Source organism: Bacillus sp. UNCCL81, assembly GCF_900112535.1.
GTDB classification, from domain to species: Bacteria; Bacillota; Bacilli; order Bacillales; family Bacillaceae_G; genus Gottfriedia; species Gottfriedia luciferensis_B.
Window position 1 is genome coordinate 601,414 of sequence record NZ_FOMF01000002.1, and the last position, 19,749, is coordinate 621,162.

Here is a 19,749-nt window from a genome sequence, read left to right on the forward strand (position 1 = left end):
ACTAAATTGTTTTTATCAAAATAATTATAAGGGCAAGTTATCTTATTTTAAACCTGTATCCAAATCGGGGCAGTTTTTTTCTAATGCAGCTTTTACCACTGTTATTGGTGTGTAATAGCTGTATTTTTTAATGAATAAGCTGTTCATTCAATGGAAAATATAAACATGTTTATACAATAATTTACTAGTAGAGAAGGAGGTCTTGCTCGAATTATGAATAATGAAAAAATTTTCATAAGTGCAGCATTAATCCTCGTACTACTTTCCAGTTTATTTATGAACCATTTTATAATGATTTCAGCATTACTTGACATAGCCGGAAGAGATGCTTGGTTATCAGTAGTTATAGCTCTCCCATTTCTTTTAGTCTGGCTTTGTATTTTATATTACATCATGAGAAAAACGAAACAAAAATCTGTCACCCTACTGATAAAACAGAACTATGGAAATTTAGCCTTTTCTATAATAGTCATTCCATTATTAGCTTTTTTATTGATAAATACATACATTACTTTAAAGTCCATTTCATATTGGATCACAGTAATCTATTTACCGAAAACACCTACAATTGTAATTGAAGTATGTTTATTAATGATCTGCACTTATTGTGCTTATGCAGGATTATCATCCATTGCTGTCATATCAGTATTTTTTATTCCTTTTATTCTAATTTTTGATTTTTTTCTTAATGGAGCCAATATCCAATTTATGCATATAAATTGGATGAAACCGATGTTACAGAATGGTTGGAATCCAATTTTTAAAGGTAGCTTTTTTATTGCTGGAGGATATATCGAACTTTTGTTTTTATTATTAATTCAGCATCGAATTAACAAGGAAATAAGATTTTGGCAAATATTCTTTTTAGGAATTTTGATGTTAATATCTTCAATTTTCCCATTGTTTTATTCAATTTCATTATTTGGTCCTCAATTATCAGAAAAAATGCGCTACCCCGTTTATGAGCAATGGCGCCTTCTAGGAATTGGTCATTTTATTCAACACGTAGACTTTTTCTCTGTTTTTCAATTTATGTCATGTTCCTTTATAAGAATATCCTTAACTATATACATATTTGTAGATATTTTAAATATTAGATCAAAAAGCAGGTTAAAAAAAATGTTTTGGGCTTTAAGTTTTGTGTTATTAGTAGCCGTATGTATACCAGTAACGGATTTAAAACTCCATTCATTTATGAAACATAATTATGTACCTATATTTGTACCTGTTATCTTTTTAATATCAATTTTAATAGTACTCTTTGTCTTGAAAATTAAGGTGAATCTAAAAGGGGATGAGTCCCATATCTAAAGTAAATGAACAAAAAATAAGAAAACTTTTCAAAAATTGTGCAGATGTGCAAATAAAAGTACATCACTTAAATAATAATCCGAGAAATAAACGTGTGCTTTTTGTCTATTCTAGCGGAATGATTGATACCATACATATGAACCAGTTTGTATTACCTAATCTGCAAAATAATACTTTACAACTAATACCGTTAAATAGTAGTGAAAAGGATACTGAACAACAAATCACTCTAAAAGTTTTTTCTGGTGAATTAATTTTAATATTTGAAAATACAAATGAAATTTTTTCTGTCAATATATCAAATATTCCACAACGTCAAACTGAGGAATCAACTTACGAAGTTTCAATTAAAGGTGCTCGTGATGGTTTTACAGAATCTCTAGAAACAAATGTGGCATTACTTCGAAAAAGAATACCTAGTAACACTTTATGTAATGAATTATTTAAGATTGGTACACGAAGTCAAACTAGCGTTTCTTTACTTTATCTATCAGATGTAATAAATGAGAATATTATCGCTGAAGCAAGAAAGAGACTTAAGTCAGTTGAAGTAGAAATACTAAATGGAGTTTCTCCTCTTGAAGAATTACTATCAGACTCGCCATATACAATTATTCCATCTTTAACATATAGTACAAGACCAGATATGATCATCGAATCACTCCAAAGAGGACGATTTTGTATCTTAATAGATGGTGCTCCAGCTGCATTGATTGCTCCAATTAATATAAATTTATTACTAAAATCTGCTGAAGATATGTACATGCCTTATTACTTTGTTACACTTCAAAGGATACTAAGATATATGGGATTGTTACTTTCAGTATTACTTCCTGGTTTTTACATTGCAATGACTACATATCATTTAGACCAGATTCCTTTTCCAGCACTTGCAACAATTGCATTAAATTGTATTGGTATACCATTTTCTCCAGGGATGGAGTTAATTTTATTGGTCATTCTTTTTGAATTACTTCGTGAGGCAGGTTTGCGCTTGCCAAAATCAACAGGTCAAACTGTTACAGTGGTAGGAGGGTTAATAGTAGGAGATACAATGATTCGATCAGGACTTGCTTCTCCGAATGTAGTTGTCGTTGTTGCAATTACACTGATGGCTCAATTCTTAATTGTAAACCAGTCTTTTGGAAGTGCCGTTATTTTAATGAGAGGTTTATGTATTATTATGGGGTGTATATTAGGGTTGCCGGGTTTAATGCTTGCTCTTTTTTTAATATTAATCTATCTCTCAACTTTAAAATCTTTCGGAGTATCAATCATGTCGGCATTTAAAAATCCAATTGATAGTGACTACCTTAAAGATATTTTTCAATTGCCCAAACCATTTATGAGAAAAACACCAAAATTTTTATATACGAAACATGGACGAAAACAAGGAGAAGAATCAAATTGAAGCTGAAGCTTATTTTACTAATTGTTCCAATCTTACTTTTAGCCGGTTGTTGGGACCAAAAACAAATAAATCAAGTAACATTTGTCTCGGCTCTTGGTGTAGATTATGTAAATAATGAATATGTTTTATATGTACAAGTATTAGATTTTACAACAATTGGTAAATCTGAGCAAGGAAGTAGTGGAGCAGAAGGCCCTAACATTTGGGTTGGTAAAGGGAAAGGAACAACATTTTCACTGGCCTGGAACGACTTGTATAATAGCATCCAACAAGGGACAATCTTTGGTCAAATTAGTTCGGTTGTGTTTAAGGAATCTGCTTTGGGTAAAGAACAAATAGACGAATCATTAGATACATTTGAAAGGTTTATAGATGCAAGACTTACACCTTGGCTTTATACAACAAAAGAACCAATTGATAAAATTTTTGCAGTGCAACCAATGTTACCAAATTCACCAATTATGAGCTTATTACATTTACCTAATGAAAATTATGAAGAACATTCAATCATTTCACCGATGAAAATGGTGGAATTCGCCGGACTTTATAATGAACCTAGTTCATCAATTATCGTTCCAACACTTGGGGTAAATGAAGAATTGTGGAAAAAAGATGCCAAAAAAATGCCGATGATGAATGTAAATGGAGCTTTTGTGTTTCAGAATGCCAAAAAAACACAATGGATTTCAAAAGACGATTTAATAGGTTTACGTTGGACTGATCAGAATACTGTGATGACGCCTCTCTCTTTAAATGAAAAAAACGGAAAACTTAAAGCATTGCTTCCAATTGAGAAGCCAAATATAAAGATTCAGTCAAAAGTTAACAAATCAGGTGTTCCAAAATTTAAAATGAGTATTAAAGCACATGCATCTGTATCTCAGTTAAATTCCAAAATCAGCAATAGAGTACTACAAAATAAAGCAGAAAATGAAATTAAAAAGGAAATCCGTAAGACGTATTTGAAAGGATTAAGTAAAGATTTAGATGTATTCCATTTAGAAGAAGAACTGTTTAGAAATAACTATAAATCCTGGAAATCAATTAAAAAAAATAATAAATTTCCACTTACGTCCAATTCTCTTGGGACTATTAAAGTAAAGATTACAGTCATTGATCGAGAAGAAAAAGAATAAAGAATTTCTATTTGTTTCATTTATTATGGATATAATCCCTTCACATAACTATCGTAAAACTAAAATATAGTTGAGTGAGGGGATTAGTTAAAAATAATCTAAAGTAAAAAAAGTGTAAATATTATTTCAATTCGTTAGTAATATTATTACTTTCTATTTTAAATTGGTAAATGTCATTGACTAGATAGTTAATCAGTATTAATCTTATCCTTGCATTCAAGATATTGTATTTTCGAAGTTCACATAAAAGAATGAACGGTAAAGAATAATTGTTTACCGTTCATTCTTAATATGTTATAAATGTAAACAAGAGGTGGTGAGGAAGTATTGATTGTACTTAAAAATAGACTTTTAATAATAATTTAAGAATGAATATTCTCAAATGTTGTTTAAAAAGAATATCGGTCTCTTATTTCCGATTTAATACTTACATTCGTTATCAACTGTTTTGTAATTATATTCTCTGTCAGACAGTTTTTAAAAATTAGTGATTTTAACCGGTATAAGAAAAACCTCGTAACTACTACTTAATATTAAACTTAGATTAAATCAGTATATTTGTTATTAATTGTTTATAGTTTTAAAACATATCTATTATTTTTTCGAAAACAATATTAACATATGAAAAAAATTTAGAGGTGAAACTTTGAAAAACAATATTAAAAAATTATCGGTGATTGCTATTAGTAGTTTCATATTATTATCTGGTTGTATTGAAGTTAAAGCAAATAAAAATGATAATACAGTTATTAAAAACCATGAAAATACAATATCTAAAATAAAGAACAATGTAGCCACTGAAAATAATAATAATACAATATCTAAAATTAATAACAATGTGACCACTGTAAATAATAATACAGTATCTAATATAAAGAGCACTGTAAATGTTTCAAAATCTGATCCAATACTTGATGAACTAAATAAATTAACTCTTAAAGAAAAAATCGGACAAATGATGATCGCTGGTTTTGACGGAACAACATCAAGTAATGCAGATACTCTTTTAAAAAATTATAAATTAGGCGGCGTAATACTATTTGGAACTAATATAAAAAGTCCAAGTCAGTTAGTTAATTTAACAAATGGAATAAAAACTTACAATAAAAATAACAAGGTACCATTATTTATCGCTGTCGATCAAGAAGGTGGTAGGGTAAATCGAATGCCTTCAGTAGTTTTAAATACACCTTCTGCAAGAACGATTGGAAATAAAAATAATATGCAATACGCATATAATATAGGTAATATGATTTCAAAAGAGCTATCATCTTTTGGATTCAATACTGATTTTTCACCAGTTTTCGATATACAAAGTAATCCTAAAAATACAGTAATTGGAGATCGTTCGTTTGGTACAAATTCAACTATCGTTTCAAGTATTGGTGAGGGAATGATGGATGGAATACATAAAGGAAACACAATTCCTGTCATTAAACATTTCCCTGGGCATGGGGATACTTCAGTAGATTCTCATTTAGCACTCCCTATAGTGAATAAAGACTTATCAAGTTTAAAAAAATTTGAGTTAGTTCCATTCAATCATGCAATCAAAAATCATGCGGATATGGTGATGGTGGCCCATATATTAGTAAAAAAAGTAGACTCTAAGTATCCAGCATCTATGTCAAAGTCAGTTATAACAGATCTTTTACGAAAACAATATGGATATAATGGGGTAGTCATAACTGATGACATGTCAATGGGCGCTATAGCTAAACACTATAACTTAAGTAACGCAGCAGTTACCTCTATTAATGCCGGTAGTAATATTATTTTGATAGGACATGGAAATGAAAATGTTAAAATCATCTACAATAGCATCTATACAGCAGTTGAAAATCATAAAATATCAGAAGACACAATAAATAAAAGTGTCTATAAAATTCTATCTTTAAAACAAAAATATAAACTTAACAATAATAAAGTTCAACCTGTCAATGTTACAACTTTAAATAAACAAATTAAGAAAGCTGTTACTTATAACAATGAGACTAGTAATAAGCAGTACTTACTTTTGAAAAATATTTCGACGAAGGCTAATGAAGGAAAAATAATCAATGCAGAATTTAATGTAATGAATTCCAATATTGACCAGGTAAGAGAAAAATGGGGAAAAGAGGACAGTAGTGTATATGTGGCGGCCGCTAAAGGAACATACAACACATACACAAAGAGAAATGTAGTTGTTGGTTACCAAAAAGGCCATTTAATATTTGAATTACGCTCTTTTGATCCTCAATTAAAATCTTTATCTATTAATAATATAAAAAATTATTTTGGTTCACCTAGTTCAGAAGTTACTACCTCAAATAAGGAAAAAATACTTACTTATTCAATTGGATCAAAGAAGCTTAAATTTGTTTTTCCATTAAAAAAACAAATTGTAGTGGATCATTATTCGATATATAATCCAAATAATGTTATTAATAATATGAGTAATTAATTCTGGATTTATCAAATAAAACTAGCAGTCTTTAAACCTATTCCTGTATCGGAGTAGGTTTTTTGTTTTACCGAAATAATTTTATTGCCATTCTTTTTTATTGATAACTAAAATGAATCATTATGATAACGATAATGTCATTTACCATAAAAATATATCACTATATAATTATCTTAACATTTTAAATAGTCTAAATTCCCCTATTTTTATAGGTTTAATTCCGCTATCCTAAAATGAATTTTTTGTTAGAGGTGATGCAATCGATGAAAAAAAGAACTAGGTCGTTTAATGTAGGAACTTCAACTTGTATTTTTGCTTCAGCTTTATTAGTCCTAAATTCCCAATTTACTTTTGAACCTAAAATCGGTAGGGCACAAGAGACTAATCTAGATGATGCGATGACACGCGTTATAGTTGAAATGGAAGATACCCCTGCGATTCAAATTATGCAGAAATCAGATCATATAGGATCTTTATCCAGGACAACAGAAAGGAAGTTAAAAGATCAAATTGAAAGTTTAAAACAGTCACATGGGAAAGTGTTAGACGAAATAAAGGAAAAAATGATTCCATTCAAAAAGACTAACGACTATACGTTCACATTCAATGGAGTTTCATTACAAGTACCAAAAAGTAAAGTGAATGACCTACGTTTACTTCCAGGTGTAAAGGCTGTTTATCAGGATCAGCAATATCACTCAGACTTAACCAATAGTGTCCCATTGATTGGTGCTCCTGATGTTTGGTCTAAGCATGACCAGAATAATCAAGAAGTTACTGGAAAAGGTGTCACAGTCGCTGTGATTGACACAGGTGTAGACTATGATCATCCTGACCTTGGCGGAGCGTTTGGTCCAGGGCATAAAGTAGTTGGTGGATATGATTTTGTCAACAATGATAATGATCCTATGGATGACTATGGACATGGTACCCATGTCGCAGGCATCATTGCTGCGCATGGGAAATTGACAGGTGTGGCACCTGACGCCTCTATCACAGCCTATAAAGTCTTAGATAATAACGGATCAGGAACTACATCTAATATTATTGCAGGAATTGAAGCGGCTATTTCACCGGACAATCCATTTCCGGCTGATGTCATTAATATGAGCTTAAGTGGACCTGGTGATGGAAATGATCCAATCTCACAAGCTGCTCAAAATGCTGTTGATGCCGGTGTGGTTGTCGTCGCTGCAGCAGGAAATGCAGGACCTGGATATGGTACTATTGGTGCCCCAGCAATGGCTGAAGGTGTACTTGCTGTCGGTGCAAGTGTAAGTGGTATCAAAGTACCTGACGCGAAGATGGTAGCACCAATTGACGAGAATTTATCTGTAACTCGCCTTGGGTTTACCGCTAATCCATCTGAAACAGCAATTACAAGTGATTTGATAGATGTTGGTGATGGTGGAACCGAAAATTATAACGGGTTAGATGTAAAAGGAAAGATTGTCTTAATTCAACTACCACTAGGTTCAGATGGACGTACAGAAGCGATTACTGCACAAGAAAAAGGGGCAGCCGCTGCGATTTTTTTCCAACCCGAGCAAGTTGGACCCGTTTTTAAATTAGGGGATACACTTCCAAGTCAATATACATCCAACTCCTATGAAGAGTTACAAACACAACATCAATTCATGACAGGTTCTACTGAAGACGGCCAGTTAGAATCGTTAGTTGCTATGAAAATTGATGGAACAAAAGCTGGTGAATTAAAGTCATATTTGACAAAAGGACCTGTTAAAATTACGATTTCAGGCAAAGACATAACGGATCAAATTGCAAACTTTAGTTCACGCGGTGATTCTGAATTACGGGCTAAACCTGATTTAGTTGCTCCAGGCGTCGAAATTAATTCGACCTACATCAAGACAGATAGTAATGATTCAGGTTATACAAGATTAAGCGGGACAAGTATGGCTGCTCCTCATGTGGCGGGTGCAGCTGCACTTCTGAAACAACTTAAGCCGTCATGGAATGCTAGTGAAATTTCAGGCGCATTAAAAGAGACTGCTAAACCACTAGCATCATATGATGTGCTTACACAAGGGACAGGAAGACTTGATGTAAAGGCGGCAGCGGATACCAATGTAATAGCCTCTCCTAATGTATTAAATTTAGGATTAGCTGATTTAAAAGACTCGGAGATTAATAGAAACGCATCATTAACTTTAAATAATCCAGGAGATGTAGCCGTTGATATGGATTTCTCCATTAAAGAGGATATAAAATCCGGAGCTAAAGTAACTGTGAACCCTTCACATATTCATATTAATTCAGGTCAACAGGTAAATGTTGGGTTGAATATTAATTTAAAACGTCCGGATCAAGATACGAATATCTCAGGTTGGGTAGAAGGTAATATCCAATCTGTAAAAGGATCGCAGCATATACGCGTGCCATACAAGTTAATTGCAAGACATTTTAAAATTACTGCATCACCGGATCCTGTTGGATCAACAGTAAAAGACACAACAGCCTATATTTACAGCCCGGTTAATCTAACACAAGCTCCTAATGTCACAGTACATACTCCAAGAGGGAAAACAATTGAAGTTGAAGCTGTATTAGATCATGACCGTTGGTGGAAAGCGAATGTTCCAACAAATGAAGTAGGAATATATCGAATTGATGCAAGTACGATCGTCAAAAATTCTGCAAATGATGATTCAACAATAATAGGTTCTAGCTTTTTGGAAAAATTACCAAAAGAAAATGAAAACGTTTCATCCTGGAATTCTATTGGGCCATACTCTAATGCAGGACTGATGAATATTGATTTGAAAAATGCTAAGAACATGACAGTTTTACCTTCATCTACTTTATCTTTATTCCGTACTGAAGATAAGGCAGAAACTTGGCATGAGTATCGAAATTTCCCTGTAGCTGGAGGAGTAGCAACTAATCTAGTGGTTGATCCAACTGATGAAAAAAATATATATGTGGCAATTAATTCAAAATACAATGATCTAACTTATACTGGTAAAATAGTAGCCAGCCAAGACGGAGGAAAATCATGGAAGACATTATCTTTTCCGGATATAGAAATATCTGATTTACAAATTGATAATAGTGGACAAAAGTTGATTGCTATTTCGAGGAATGAAGTATATGTCAGCACGGACAGAGGATTAAATTGGGTGCAGCTACCTGGTTGGTGGGGAATGCTTACTAAAGCTAAACTACTAAATAACAACTTATATATTTCAACAGGTTATGAAGGGCTTTACGTATTTAAAGATGTATTCTCTGGTTCAGCTACATCTGAACTATTGTATCAGCCTCCATTTCCTTATAGAACTACAAAAGAGATTGTAGGAGATGGAAATCTCTTAGTTACTAGTACTTTCGGTGGTGGATTGTATGCTTCATATAATAATGGGAAAGATTGGAAGGAACTAACACACTCCGATCTACCATTTAATAATGTATCTCGTTTAGAAATTCTTGAGGGTGATATTTATGTAGGGACAGCCTATGATGGAATATTGGTTAGTCACGATAAAGGAAAAACTTGGGAAACATGGAAAAAACCTCTTCCTGGGTATAACTCATTCGAAATCGATTTTGAGTTAGGTGGTAAATCTTCTCCTAAAGGTATCCGACCAATTTATGTATCTTCTGAACAAGCAGGGATATATGGAACTCAGGATAAAGGTGAATCATATAAACGAATCGGTATTCCTGGGGCAACGGTTTATGACTTGGCTATTACACGGAATTCTAAAGGATATCAGTTACTTGCTGGAACTGACTCCAACACATACATGACAGCATTACCTCTTCAAAACAAGATTGATTCAGAATGGGGTGCTGCGGAAGGTGAAGGTAGATTTGGAGAGCAAGTGTTTAAAATTGCTACTTCTCCAACAGAATTGAATGTAGTTTACAAAATACGCTATAGTGCGATTGGGACTATGAATGTATATCAAAGTAAAGATGGCGGAGAAAAATGGGATCAAAAATTTGTAGATAGTGGAGTCCCAACTGCTATGCTGATTAACCCGGCCGACTCCAAGCAAATCGTTATTTCTTATACAATTCCAGGAACTAATGAATTAGGAATCTATATTAGTAAAGACGCTGGAGAGACTTGGAAAAAGATTAAGCAAGAACACAAATTTACAGCTTTAACATCCGCTGATCCTCATGATCCAAACAGGATTTGGGCAGGTGGAAACGATGGTCTATTCTTGTCTAAAGATATGGGTCAGACATTTGAAAAAATTCAAAACGTTCCTATAAGCAGTATTGCAATTGATTCACACAATCCAAACCATCTAATACTCGGAGGAAACCATCTATATATTAGTAGTGACGGTGGAAAAACTTTAGAAATGGCAAAAGGTGCGGGTACCGCTGAACTCAACATGTATGTAAATGATATTATCGTTTCACCTACTCAGCATAATACTGTTTATGCAGCCTCAGGTTCTTTTTATGAATCAGGACTACTTAAAGGAGGTCGAGGTGTGTTAAAAAGTGTGGATGGAGGAAAAACTTGGACAAATCTTTCCAAGGATCTCGAAAATAGAAATGCTATAACACTTCAACTTTCTCCAGACGAGGAATATTTGTTTGTCGGTACACAAGGTGGCAGTGTTCAGCGATTAAAATTACCTAAACATCAACAGTAAGAAACTTCATTAAAAAAAACATTCCTTACTTCATGAAGTGGGGAATGTTTTTTTGTATAAGCTGTCAGGATTTTATTAAGGAATCTTCAGTATCTCCTACATAAAGACCTTTTTCATTCAAAAGTGAAAGCAACAAGTCTATGAAATTTCTAGCTGCAGCGCCAATATACTTTTCTTTGTGATGTACAATAGCAACTTCCTTACTAATTATAGGATTTACTATTTTAATAACTTTAAGTGATTCAGTATTCGCCGAAGCGAGAAGAGCATTGGGAAGTATAGTAGCTCCAATACCAGCTTTCACGATACTTAAAATAGAATGAGCATCATTTAATTCTATGATTGGTTGAATGTCAAATCCCTTAGACGTAGCGACTTCATTAATAAATTTTCGGCAATTGTAGTTATTTGGACATAAAACAAGTGGAATATCTTTGATTTCTTCAAATTCAACAATATCCCTTTTTGCCCAATGATGGTCAAAAGAAACTGCTAAATATAATTCTTCATTATATAAAGGGATACTTTTTAACTGTTCATTCTCTAAAGGCAAGAGTGTCAAAGCTATATCGATTTCATTTTGAATAACTTTTTCTTCAATATTATCTAACTTAATGATCTTCATTTGTAAATAAGGATGCATTCTGTGAAGCTCTAAGAATACTAGAGAAGCCAACTTACTTAACTCCCCAGACATTACTCCAACAACCAATTTTCCTCTTTTTACTTTTTGAAGCTCTCCAATTTGTTCATAGATAAATTCTATATTGGAAAATATTTTATCGGATTCTTCTTTTAAAATTTTTCCCGCTTCAGTAATAGCAATTTTTTTACCTAAGCGATCAAATAAACGAACTCCTAATTTATCTTCAAGGGCTCTCATTTGACGGCTTAAAGCAGGTTGTGATATTCCTAATTTTTCTGCTGCTCTTGTAAAATGTAATTCATCACAAATAGCCAAAAAGTATTCTATTTCCCTTAATTCCATTAAATTTACTCCTCATTAGTTTTATAAAGTAAAAGAAACATTAAATGAAGAAGGTTATGACAATAAAACTTACTAAAGTTTTTATCTTAAATTCAAGATACTCACTCGATAAACCATCATATAACGTTATGATTTCGAAGATGGTTTCCACATTTTCATTATAAAAATGCTGTGAAAATTTAAAACATCCATTTTGGAACTTTTTAGCCCATCCACTAATTTTCGGCGATTGTGTTTATTAGGAACATAAGCCAAATGGAATGCAATTCAACAATGTTCAAAATAAAGGAACTTCTAATAATCTTAGTTATTTAATATTTTTTTTGAGAATTTTCGTTCTAATATAAGAGATCTTCCCTAACTCCTCTACAAAAAAGCTAGCGATAGTCTCTATTTTTCTATAGGTTATAATTTAATTTCTCCTCATATATATTATATAACATTTTGAGAATGAACGGTAAATAACTACTTTTTACCATTTGTTCTAGGATTTTCATTGCAACCTGATTAATACCATAAAACGAATGAAAGATTTGGTTACTTCAATGGATTCTAATTTAGATATTTAATTATTAAAGATAGCTTCTTTTAAAATTTATCCAATACATTAAGTAAAATTTTGAAAATAAGCTAATGATAAAAATGGAAATTTAAATTTATTCTAAACTCTATAAGTCATAAGGTGGTATACATGCGTAAAAGATTTTTAATCATACTATTTACTTTTTTACTCTTATTTTTACTTCCATCCATTACAACTTTTGCATTCGTAATATATGAAGTTAAACCCGGAGATAGTTTAAATAAAGTTTCCTCACAATACAAACTAAATGTAAAAAACTTTGCTCAATTAAATGGACTTGAAAAAAATGATAAACTGGTTATCGGCCAAGCAATGATCATTCCAGGGTCAACATATTATGTTAAAGGAAATGAATCGTTATGGGATATTTCTTACAGACATTCGATTAGTGTTCAGTTATTGAAATCCAAAAATAAGTTAACAAATGATAATATAAGTCCTGGACAAAAATTGTTTATTCCGTCAACTTCAAAAAAGAAAATATGGACAGGAACTTATTTTATACCTAAAAATAAAAAAACGGATAATTGGATGCTTGACCATTATAAAAAAACTTTAACAAGTATTTTTATTTTTGAATATCATTCAACTAAACAAGGAAATTTGATTAAAGTAAAAGAAAATGGCGCGATTAAACAAGCATGGAAAAAAGGTATAACACCTTATGCGACCTTTACTAATATTAGTGAAAAAGGTTTTGATCCAAACTTATTACATAATCTTATAAGTAATAAAACTTTACGAAAAAAACTAATTTCAAATATCTATACATTATTAGATCGAAATGATCTTAAAGGAATCAATTTGGATTTAGAAATGGTTAAACCTAATGACCGAGTATACCTTAATCAATTTATTAAAGAACTATCAGTTAAGCTGCATCGTTCTAAAATGGAACTTCTAATTGCGATGCCCCCAAAAGAAGCAGATAATATTCCAAGTTATTATTATGCTTATGATTACAAAACATTTGGAAAATATGTTGATAAGATGTTTATAATGGCTTATAACTGGCATTGGTCGAGCAGTCCATCCGGTCCTATAGCTCCCATACAAAATGTGAGAAAATCTCTACAATATGCTACAAGTGTTGTACCAAAATCAAAAATATTACTTGGAATTCCTCAATATGCATACGATTGGCCAATAACAGGTGACATCCGAACAGGGAGTGCTATTTCCACACAAAACGCGATTAATATATATAAGAAATATAAAAGCCAAGTCTACTATGATCAAGATGCATCGGCACCAGCATTTCGTTATATAGATAATAAAGGAACACAACATGAAGTATAGTTTGAAGATCCTCGAAGTTTACTTGCAAAATTTCAGCTAGTAAAAAATTTTAATTTAGCTGGATTAGGGTGCTGGCATATAGGGATAACAATGCCACAAACAGAAGAAATATTATTAAATGAATTCTGGATTCGATGAAATTTTTACAAATTGATGATAAATTAGAGAAGAACTTTTTAAATAAAGTTCTTTTTTTAATTTTTTTATTCAAATAAGAATAAGTGCTCAATGTACTAAGTTGGTTTGCTTTCAAAAAGATAAATCAGTAATTGCACTTATAGTACCTTATTATTCGGTGAGTCTTGTTCGTCCCATTGACCCATTAAAATCTCAACTTTATAATAATCATGGAATTGTCCATTATTTTTAATAACCTCAAAATGAAACGTAATGAACCTCTGTATAGATGCTTATATTAAGATAAAATAGTAAGCATTTTATTAAAAAACAATGAGTAATTAGTTATAAAATTTCAGTATTGTTTTATTGAATATACAAAGATTATTTATAAATATGCTATAATCTTTCAAAAGGAGGTACGAACGTGGCCAGACATAAAGAATATGACGAAAAAGAAGTTTTACAAAAAGCAATGGAGCTATTTAGGCATCAAGGTTACGAAAAAACCTCATTGCAAGATCTAGTTTCTCATATGGGGATTCATAGAAGAAGTTTATATGATACATTTGGTGATAAACATTCATTGTTTATCAAAGCATTAGAACTTTATAATAACAATGTAATGAAAAATATGAATTTAAAAGCTAAGAAATCATTATCTGTAAAAGATGCTATTAGAAGTATATTAGAAATAGTAATTACAAAAGATGATAAAAAATCAGTAGGTTGTTTAACAGTGAATAGTGCGGTTGAGTTGTGTTTACATGATCAAGTTGTAGCTGAAATTGTTGAACAAAACTTTTCTAAAACTGAAGAAATTATTTTTGATTTACTAGTTCTTGGACAAAATTCGGGTGAAATAGCTAAACATCATGATTTAGAAAAATTATCTCAGTTTATTCATAATTCTTTTGTGGGATTAAGAGTATTAACAAAAACAACTAACGATAAAAATAAGTTGAAAAATATAATTGATATGACACTATCTATATTAGATTAATTCTCTAATTAAAGTGTATAAAAAGAGTTAACTAATCCCAGTTAATACCTTTTCATTATTCAGTTTGTAATGATTTTAGAACGAATGGTAAAAAATGATTATTTATCGTTCGTTCTCAATATGTTATATTAATATACATGAGAAGAACACATGAGAAGAAAATAAATTATAACGTTTAGAAAAATATAGTTTATCGCTTTTTTTGTAGAGTAGTTAGAATCCAACAAACTATAAATTTTTTTTGTTCATTTGAGAATGTTCGTTCTTGAATAAATAAAGGAAATTATTATTTACTAATTATCTAGACAAAAATAGAAAATGAGGAGATCACGAAAATGGAAATTTCGAAACAAATTGCATTAATTACAGGAGCAAATAGAGGCCTAGGTCGTCATCTTGCACAGGAACTACTAGTTAGAGGAGCAAAGGTTTATGCAGCGGCTAGAAATCCAGAATTAATTAATCTTCCCGGAGTCATTCCAATACAGATTGATATTACTGATGAAAAATCAATCGCTGCAGCAGCTGAGATTGCTAATGATGTTACATTACTAATCAATAATGCTGGATCGAATACTGAGGGTACATTACTAGATGGTTCAATGGATAAAATTCGATTAGAGATGGACACTCATTTTTTCGGCACTCTTTCGATGATAAGAGCATTTGCTCCGAAAATGGAGAAGAATGGAGGAGGAACAATTCTTAATATTCTATCCGTTCTATCTTGGTTGAGCTTGGACGGAGGAGGAGCTTATCAAGCAGCGAAATCTGCAGAATGGAGTATGACGAATACGTTCCGCTTGGTCTTAGCTCCTAAAAATATACATGTTTCTGGGTTGCATGTAGCGTATATGGATACAGACATGACAGCGAACATAAAGGCACCAAAGGCTAATCCTACTAATATTGCAAAGATAGCCATAGACGGTATAGAAGCTGATAAATATGAAATTTTAGCAGATGATTTAAGCCACATGGTACTGCAAAATTTATCTGGTGGTGTAAAAGCGATATACCCACAATTATTTAAACAATAAATAAGTATTGGTAAGACTTCGTATAAGAGAGTAAAAAGCAAAAAGATTGTTTGAATCAAATTTCTTTTGAACTGCTAAGGGACGTTTAGTGGTAGGTTGTAATGAAGTAGATATGAAATCAGACTAATACTGTAAAATTACTGGGCTTAGACCACCAATCTAACAATGATTGGAGTAAAGCTTTGGATAGGAGTTAACACCATGAAAGACAAAATCGTAATGCCGTTATGGACGTTTGGATTGTTCATCGTCGTTATGAACACAACAATGTTTAACGTCACTGTTCCAAGCATAATTAAAGATATCGGGGTTTCGACGTCTCTTGGATCTTGGATTGTTTCAAGTTACTCAATAGGATATGCATTATCAACACTGATTTACAGCAGGCTATCAGATGTATTGACCATTCGAAAGATGCTGTCAGTAGGTCTCATAATAATGGGACTTTCATCCATCTTCGGCATCTTCGCAACGAATTTTCAAACTTTGCTTATTGTTCGGATTGTTCAGTCCGCTGGAGCCGGCGTAATGCCAGGACTTGGACTTGTTATAGTTAGCAGGTATATTCCTTTTGAAAAGCGAGGCAGAGCAATTTCAATGATTTCGGCTGGATCTGCAATGGCATTTGGACTTGGACCAATTGTCGGTGGGTTGATAAGCGAGTACATCGGATGGAACGAGTTATTTACTGTTTCTTGTATTGTAATTCTTCTTCTCCCGATTTTGTTACGCCAAATCCCTAAAGAGGAGCCAAAGCCTTTCCAGTTTGACTTGACTGGTGTTAGCCTGACAGTCGTTAATGCGGTGGCTCTTCTGACCGCCGTTACGCAGCGCTCAACTACTTGGTTGCTAATCGGATTGATATCCATCGAAGTCCATACTTGGCATCTCAAACGCAAGAAAGAATCATTCATCAATCCGGAACTTTTTACAAAGTCAACTTACCGAAAACTACTTTTTGTTGGTTTTAGCATTCTTGTTCTGAATCTTGGTAATTTGTTTTTAATGCCTCTGGCACTTGCTAACTTATTTGGAAAAACTCCGTTGGCTATCGGACTTACAATCGCACCAGGAGCCGTTTTATCAGCTTTACTCATGCTGTTCGTCGGACGCTGGATCGACAAGTTCGGAAGCGTTCGGTTTTTACTTGTCGGTCATGTCATTTTAGCACTTGTTTTGATTGTCTTTTGGACGGACCTCAGTCAATCACCGACTGTCATCTTGTTTGGATACTTATTTTTCTCGCCAGCGCTTTCTATTACGTTAGCATCGTTAAACTACGAAACGACGCGCATTTTGCCTACTAAGTTGATCGGTTCTGGCATGGGACTCATGCAGTTGATGCAGTTTTTTGGAGGTGCTTTTTCAGTTGCGGTTTCCGGTATGTTACTCGCGTTTCAAAAAAAGAATCCGCTGGTCAGTAACTATGAAAATGTATATGGCATTTTAATTGTAGTATGCATTATCTCGTTATTCACGCTTCTATTATATGTTATACCTGACCGTCAGTCCGAGTCTTGAAGAAGTAGCCATCTGAAAAAGCAAGGGTAGAAAAACAATATCTTTCACTTTACTTTAAAGATAAAGTTGTTTAATTAAAATTTCAGTATTTATAGAAATACAGAATCTTATTTCGGTATCTATGCAAATATTAAAATTAATAATATTTAGGGGGAAATATTGAATGTCGAATACAGCAAAGATTTATATTTTAGCATTGATCAGTTTTTTAGTAGGAACTTCTCAATACATTATTTTAGGTATTTTGGATAAAATGGCATATGCTCTAGGTGTGTCAATTTGTGCAGCCGGTCAATTAATAACTGTTTATACATTAGCCTATGCAATTGGTACACCGATCCTAATGGTATTAACAGCCAAAATGGAAAGACGAAAATTACTAATCTATACTTTATTTGTTTTTATCTTAGGGAATTTACTTTCAGTCATTGTTCCAGGGTATTGGTTATTTATGATCGCTCGTATTATTATGGCATTAAGTACAGGTGTAGCAGTCGTTACAGTTTTAAGTATTGCGGCAAAAATTGCACCCGCAAATAAGAAGGCAAGTTCAATTGCATCAGTTGTCATGGGATTTACAGCGTCATTAATTATTGGTGTTCCGATCGGACGTTTTATTTCATCAACTTATGGATGGAAATTTGTATTTATCGGTATCGCATTATTAGTTTTACTTGTTATTTTAATTGTTTTAAATACAATACCAAAAATGAATGGTGGTGTTTCAATACCTTTAACGAAACAAATTGCATTGTTCAAAAAACCCAAAAATGCTTTAGCATTATCAATCACATTTTTCATAATGACAGGATACGGGATTATTTTTACTTATTTATCACCATACCTTGTAAAAACAGTAGGAATGAGTGATCATCTTTTAAGCATTACTTTACTGGTTCTTGGAGTTGCAAGCTTATTTGGTTCAAAAATAGGTGGTTTAAGTGCCGATAAAAGAGGTGTAATATTCACCTTAAAAAGAGGGTTACTTGTAAACATAACATCACTAGTAGCTCTATCATTCGTTTCACATTCAATTATTGTAGTATTTATCATTTTGGTAGTATGGTCATTTTCAGGCTGGTCATTAGGTGCAACTCAGCAATATAATTTAGCAACGATCTCACCTGAATCATCAGATGTGATGTTAGGACTTAATCAATCGATGATGCAATTAGGTTTTGCCGTTGGTGCAGGTTTAGGTGGAATAATTGTGGGGCAAATATCATTATCTTCAATTGTTTGGTTTAGTACAGTAAGTGTTGTATTTGCAAGTTTTACAACATTTGGATTATCACGTTTCTTAACTAAAAAGGTAGTCAACCAAGATATTACAGTAGAAAAGGGAGCTTGATCAACCGGTAGTACTAATTCAATATTGTTTTTGTTGTTAATTCTCAAATATATTATAAATATATTAGTAGGAAGTATTAATCCATAAAATTACTGTGCTGTATAGCCCCCATCAACAAGAAGGGTTGTACCATTTATAAAACTAGCATCATCACTTGCTAAAAATAAGACAGCCTTTGCTATTTCTTCTGGTTTTCCAAGTCTGCCTTGCGGGTGAAGAGAAGCTAAATATTCTTTTTTTTGCGGATCAATACTTTTTAGTAGAGGTGTGTCAATATACCCAGGACAGACCGCATTTATACGAATACCTTCTTTTGCATAAGCTGTACATAAGTTTTGAGTTAGTAGTTTTACAACACCTTTTGAAGAGGAATAAGCTGTAACGCTTGGCAATGTCACAAAGCTATGGATCGAACCTGCATTAACAATGACACCACCTGTGCCTTGTTTAATAAACTGTTCAATAGCATATTTATCAGATAGAAATACTCCTGATAAGTTAATATCAATGATTCGTTTCCAGTTTTCAAATGACAGTTCAAGTGCGGGTGCATCATTGGCAATTCCCGCATTAGCATACATAATATCCAGTTTCCCGAATTGATTCACGGCTTCATTTATCAACTGTTTAATATCTTCTTCTTTTGATACATCAGTTTTAACAAATAACGTATCATATCCTTTGGAATTTAATTCGATTGATAAGTCATTACCTCGCTCTGAAAAGTCAGCTATGATCACTTTAGCGCCTTCCTCAACAAAGAGACGAACTGTTGCTTCTCCAATTCCACTAGCTCCACCTGTTACAATTGCTACTTTGTTTTCAAGTCTCATTACAAATACTACCCATTTACTTATAAAGTCATATTTAATACGAACAATGAATTCTTGTTATTAGTTTGAAATC

General features: G+C 32.5%; 12 protein-coding genes. 10 read left to right on the forward strand and 2 right to left on the reverse strand.

The window, feature by feature from the left end; translation table 11 throughout:
- The first annotated feature begins 213 nt into the window (after window positions 1-213).
- From BM319_RS03035 to BM319_RS03055, 5 genes are all read left to right on the forward strand, one after another.
- Entirely contained in the window at window positions 214-1,311 is a 1,098-nt protein-coding gene (locus BM319_RS03035; protein WP_069033060.1) for a GerAB/ArcD/ProY family transporter, read from the forward strand.
- A complete protein-coding gene (locus BM319_RS03040) occupies window positions 1,295-2,722 on the forward strand; it encodes a spore germination protein (protein ID WP_025569214.1) in 1,428 nt (475 codons plus the stop codon). Before BM319_RS03035 ends, BM319_RS03040 begins: the two co-directional genes overlap by 17 nt.
- A complete protein-coding gene (locus BM319_RS03045) occupies window positions 2,719-3,858 on the forward strand; it encodes a Ger(x)C family spore germination protein (protein ID WP_175495540.1) in 1,140 nt (379 codons plus the stop codon). The genes BM319_RS03040 and BM319_RS03045 overlap by 4 nt, the downstream gene beginning before the upstream one ends.
- Before the next feature lie 646 nt (window positions 3,859-4,504).
- A complete protein-coding gene (gene nagZ / locus BM319_RS03050; RefSeq protein ID WP_091021278.1) occupies window positions 4,505-6,304 on the forward strand; it encodes a beta-N-acetylhexosaminidase in 1,800 nt (599 codons plus the stop codon).
- 263 nt (window positions 6,305-6,567) lie between these two features.
- Window positions 6,568-10,941 carry a S8 family serine peptidase gene (locus tag BM319_RS03055; RefSeq protein WP_175495541.1) on the forward strand — a complete coding sequence of 1,458 codons (4,374 nt, stop codon included), beginning with the start codon at window positions 6,568-6,570 and terminating at the stop codon, window positions 10,939-10,941.
- A gap of 64 nt (window positions 10,942-11,005) precedes the next feature.
- On the opposite strand, the gene BM319_RS03060 is transcribed toward BM319_RS03055, so the two are convergent.
- Window positions 11,006-11,929: a LysR family transcriptional regulator gene (locus BM319_RS03060; RefSeq protein ID WP_025568472.1), complete on the reverse strand. Its 924-nt coding sequence runs from the start codon at window positions 11,927-11,929 to the stop codon at window positions 11,006-11,008.
- 691 nt (window positions 11,930-12,620) lie between these two features.
- On the opposite strand from BM319_RS03060, the gene BM319_RS03065 reads away from it, so the two are divergent.
- The 5 genes from BM319_RS03065 to BM319_RS03085 all read left to right on the forward strand — a co-directional run bounded on the left by BM319_RS03065 (window position 12,621) and on the right by BM319_RS03085 (window position 18,843).
- Complete coding sequence (locus BM319_RS03065) at window positions 12,621-13,811, forward strand: glycosyl hydrolase family 18 protein (protein WP_286143668.1); 1,191 nt, start codon at window positions 12,621-12,623, stop codon at window positions 13,809-13,811.
- Between the two features lie 544 nt (window positions 13,812-14,355).
- Window positions 14,356-14,931, forward strand: a complete 576-nt coding sequence (locus BM319_RS03070) for a TetR/AcrR family transcriptional regulator (protein ID WP_025568474.1) — start codon at window positions 14,356-14,358, stop codon at window positions 14,929-14,931.
- A gap of 335 nt (window positions 14,932-15,266) precedes the next feature.
- On the forward strand, window positions 15,267-15,971 hold the full coding sequence (locus BM319_RS03075; protein WP_025568475.1) for an SDR family oxidoreductase: 705 nt from the start codon (window positions 15,267-15,269) through the stop codon (window positions 15,969-15,971).
- 201 nt (window positions 15,972-16,172) lie between these two features.
- Window positions 16,173-17,492: an MFS transporter gene (locus tag BM319_RS03080; protein ID WP_091021280.1), complete on the forward strand. Its 1,320-nt coding sequence runs from the start codon at window positions 16,173-16,175 to the stop codon at window positions 17,490-17,492.
- Window positions 17,493-17,655: 163 nt separating this feature from the next.
- Entirely contained in the window at window positions 17,656-18,843 is a 1,188-nt protein-coding gene (locus BM319_RS03085) for an MFS transporter (protein WP_025568477.1), read from the forward strand.
- Between the two features lie 89 nt (window positions 18,844-18,932).
- On the opposite strand, the gene BM319_RS03090 is transcribed toward BM319_RS03085, so the two are convergent.
- Window positions 18,933-19,676, reverse strand: a complete 744-nt coding sequence (locus BM319_RS03090) for an SDR family NAD(P)-dependent oxidoreductase (RefSeq protein WP_025568478.1) — start codon at window positions 19,674-19,676, stop codon at window positions 18,933-18,935.
- Between the last annotated feature and the right edge of the window lie 73 nt (window positions 19,677-19,749).